Below are 3,000 nucleotides of genomic sequence, written 5' to 3'. Positions count from 1 at the left end.
CCAATAAAGCATGTTTGACTACATCAAGACTGCTGGATGAATCTGTTGCCAGTTCTTTTGGCCGGTCAATGACCTCAGCCCCCCAGGCCAAACTGACCTCTTTAATTTCGGGGCAATCTGTTGTTACAACAATATGCTCAAAGCATTGGCTTTCCAGCGCTGCTGTTATGGTGTGCGCAATCATCGGTTTACCAGCAAGGTCAAGAACATTTTTGCGGGGTAAGCCCTTAGATCCTCCTCTGGCCGTGATAATGGCGGTATAGGTATTTTTTTGCATCAGGCTACTTCTTTAATGGTTGGTGCTATTAGTGAAAAGTCAACGTCATTGAACAGTTTTTGGTCTGCAGCAGACCAGATTTCTTCTTTCTGTATAATTGACATGAACTTTTCTGTACTATTGCCATCACCAAAATAGCTGTCTCTTCCCGTATTTTTATAGTGTGAGGCTTTTTGAATAGCTTTGTATATATCTTCGCTATCGTAACCAGTATTGATAATGCCTTTTGCAAAATATCTTGCATTCTGACGGTTGCCGATATTAATTGATGGCATACCATAGAAGGGTGTTTCACGAATACCTGCGCTGGAGTTGCCAATCATGCATTCAGAATTCTTCAGTAACGTCAGGAATGACTCAAACCGGATAGAAGGGTAAATTCTAAAGTTTTCTCTGTCCTTCAATCGATCGTATTCTTTAAGAATATAATCTGAGCCTTCGTCATTGTTGGGGTATACAACCACAAAGTTTTTTTGACATTTCAATAAAGCGTCAACCATTGCCTTGGCATTGGCTGGCATATTATCAATATCAGTGGTTACCGGATGAAATAGAACAATGCTGTAATTTTCAAACGGTATAGCATAATGTTCCTTCACCGTATCCAAATCAGGCAGGTCAGATGATAGCATGGCATCTATATCGGGTGAGCCGATATTATGAATATATTCTTGCCTTTCTCCCATCTGGACCAGTCGTTTTACTGCCTCATTATTACTCACCATATGTAAGTGTGATAATTTAGAAACAGAATGACGAATAGATTCGTCGATCGTGCCAGAGCGCTCACCACCCTCAATATGGCACACCAGTGTATTAGTAAGGGCTCCTACAATAGCGCCCGCAAGGGCTTCGACACGGTCACCATGGATGACGAGCATGTCTGGTTTATTTTCATGAATATAGCGTGAGAGGCCTTTAATGGTGCTGGCCAGAATCATCTCCATTCTGTCGCCAACATGCTGGTTCATAAATGTGTAAACAGATGTATAACCTGCGCTTACAACTTCTTTGGCAGTGTAGCCATAGCGTTGTAGTGTATGCATGCCGGTAATAAATACTTGGCATTCAAACCTTTCATGGTTATCAGTTGCAAGCATTAAAGCCTTCATCTTACCATAATCAGCGCGTGTCCCTGTGAGGAAGAGTATTTTACGTTGCTCCATGACTTTTTTTCTGTTTAGAGGGGGATAGGAAGAGCTGACGAATGAACTTCGACAGCTCCTAAGAGTAAGTTAATTTACATCAGACTTTCTAATATGCTCGTCAGAGCTGATGTTTCGTGTCGCGACTTTACCTAGTAATGAGTTGAAGTCTTCTGCCAATATTTCCCCTGTGCCGGGGCGCTTGACCCAGATGTTGTCTTTACTGAATACATCACCTTCTGCGATATCTTTGATTGCAACAACCGTTGCGAAAGCGAAATCTATAGTAGGTTGTTCTTCTTTAATTGGGTTTTTTGTTCCGCCTAAAGCCTTATGGATGGTTTTAGATCCTATGATTAGCTCAGACATGGTTTTTGTGTCGTTTGAACAAACAATATCGGGTCCTGGTCGGTCCATTTTATCTGTAAAGTGCCTTTCAAGGATTTTGGCGCCAAGTGCTACAGCACCCAGGCATGCATAATTATCAACAGTATGGTCTGACAGACCAATTACAGCATTTGGAAATGCAGACTGCATTTCAGTCATAGCACCCAGTCTGACCAATTCTGGTGGTGTCGGGTAGACATTTGTACAGTGCAACAATGAATATGGCACGCCATGCTTTTCAAAAATAGAGACTGCTTTTTTAATACTCTCTATGGTATTCATTCCAGTGCTGAGTATTATAGGTTTACCAAATGAAGCAATATGATCAATTAATGGGTAGTTGTTGCACTCACCGGAACCAATCTTATAGGCGGGTATATCCATTCGTTTTAGTCTGTCTGCAGCTGCACGAGAGAAAGGTGTGCTAATAAAAATCATACCTTTACTTTCGACATATGCTTTAAGCTTGATTTCTTCCTCTTCATTGAGTGAACATCTATCCATTATTTCGTATATAGAAACGTCAGCATTGCCGGGGATGACTTTTTTTGCATCTGCACTCATTTCATCTTCAATAACATGCGTTTGATGCTTAACCACTTCTACACCGGCATCAGCCGCAGCATCTACCATCTCAAATGCCGTTTTCAATGAACCTTCGTGGTTGATTCCAATTTCAGCAATAACCAGTGGTTCGTCATTTGGGCCAATTCGTCTGTTACCGATAAAAAATTCAGTCATATTAAACCTTTAAAGCTTTGGCTGTATGTAAGTGAGTTTTATTCAAAGTATTAAATACAAGATTTAAGAGATTAGATTGTGAATTTAGAATCTACTATTAATATCTCTGGTGTAATGCATATTTGAAGAGGGTGTTCGTAGGTTTCCCCGAGCTATAAGTAGATTTACGTGATGCTTTGTATTGATTTATATCGAGACACGCTACCGCCCTTCGAGCTTTGCTTTATGAGTTGTTGTAGGACAAACACAAGCACGCATAGACTGAAACATCGAGATAGAAAATTTGGCTGAGCATTTTAAGATTTATGTTTTGATCAGGTAATTGTGTATTTTCGATGCCTTGATCGGTTTTGAGCACCTGTTCTGCAAATATCCTGTAACAGCGAAATAGAGAAAGCTAGCAGAGCATCTTAAGTGTTATTGAAGATGAAATGAGTGCAGATGCAAAAA

Annotated in this window: 2 protein-coding genes and 1 pseudogene; all 3 read right to left on the bottom strand. The window is 40.5% G+C overall.

The features are described 5' to 3' along the window. Positions 1–277 (bottom strand): annotated as a pseudogene (locus tag KDK19_RS21010) (pseudaminic acid cytidylyltransferase); the annotation flags it as partial. Beyond that, positions 277–1,443, bottom strand: coding sequence for a UDP-N-acetylglucosamine 2-epimerase (gene neuC, locus KDK19_RS21005; RefSeq protein ID WP_257292873.1), 1,167 nt, complete (start codon positions 1,441–1,443; stop codon positions 277–279). The gene neuC and the pseudogene KDK19_RS21010, both read right to left, overlap by 1 nt. A gap of 69 nt (positions 1,444–1,512) precedes the next feature. Continuing rightward, positions 1,513–2,550 (bottom strand): N-acetylneuraminate synthase, encoded by a 1,038-nt coding sequence (gene neuB, locus KDK19_RS21000; RefSeq protein ID WP_257292872.1) that lies wholly within the window; start codon positions 2,548–2,550, stop codon positions 1,513–1,515. Positions 2,551–3,000: the final 450 nt, after the last annotated feature.

Origin of the sequence: Endozoicomonas sp. ONNA1 (assembly GCF_024606325.1) — a bacterium.
Taxonomy (GTDB): Bacteria; Pseudomonadota; Gammaproteobacteria; order Pseudomonadales; family Endozoicomonadaceae; genus Endozoicomonas_A.
The sequence above is the reverse complement of the archived record's forward strand: the minus strand, read 5'-3'. Positions and strand labels throughout refer to the sequence as shown.

Bases quoted from the DNA above. Each gene is read 5' to 3' on its own strand.
- neuB (WP_257292872.1), bottom strand. From the start codon at position 2,550: ATGACTGAATTTTTTATCGGTAACAGACGAATTGGCCCAAATGACGAA.
- neuC (WP_257292873.1), bottom strand. From the start codon at position 1,443: ATGGAGCAACGTAAAATACTCTTCCTCACAGGGACACGCGCTGATTAT.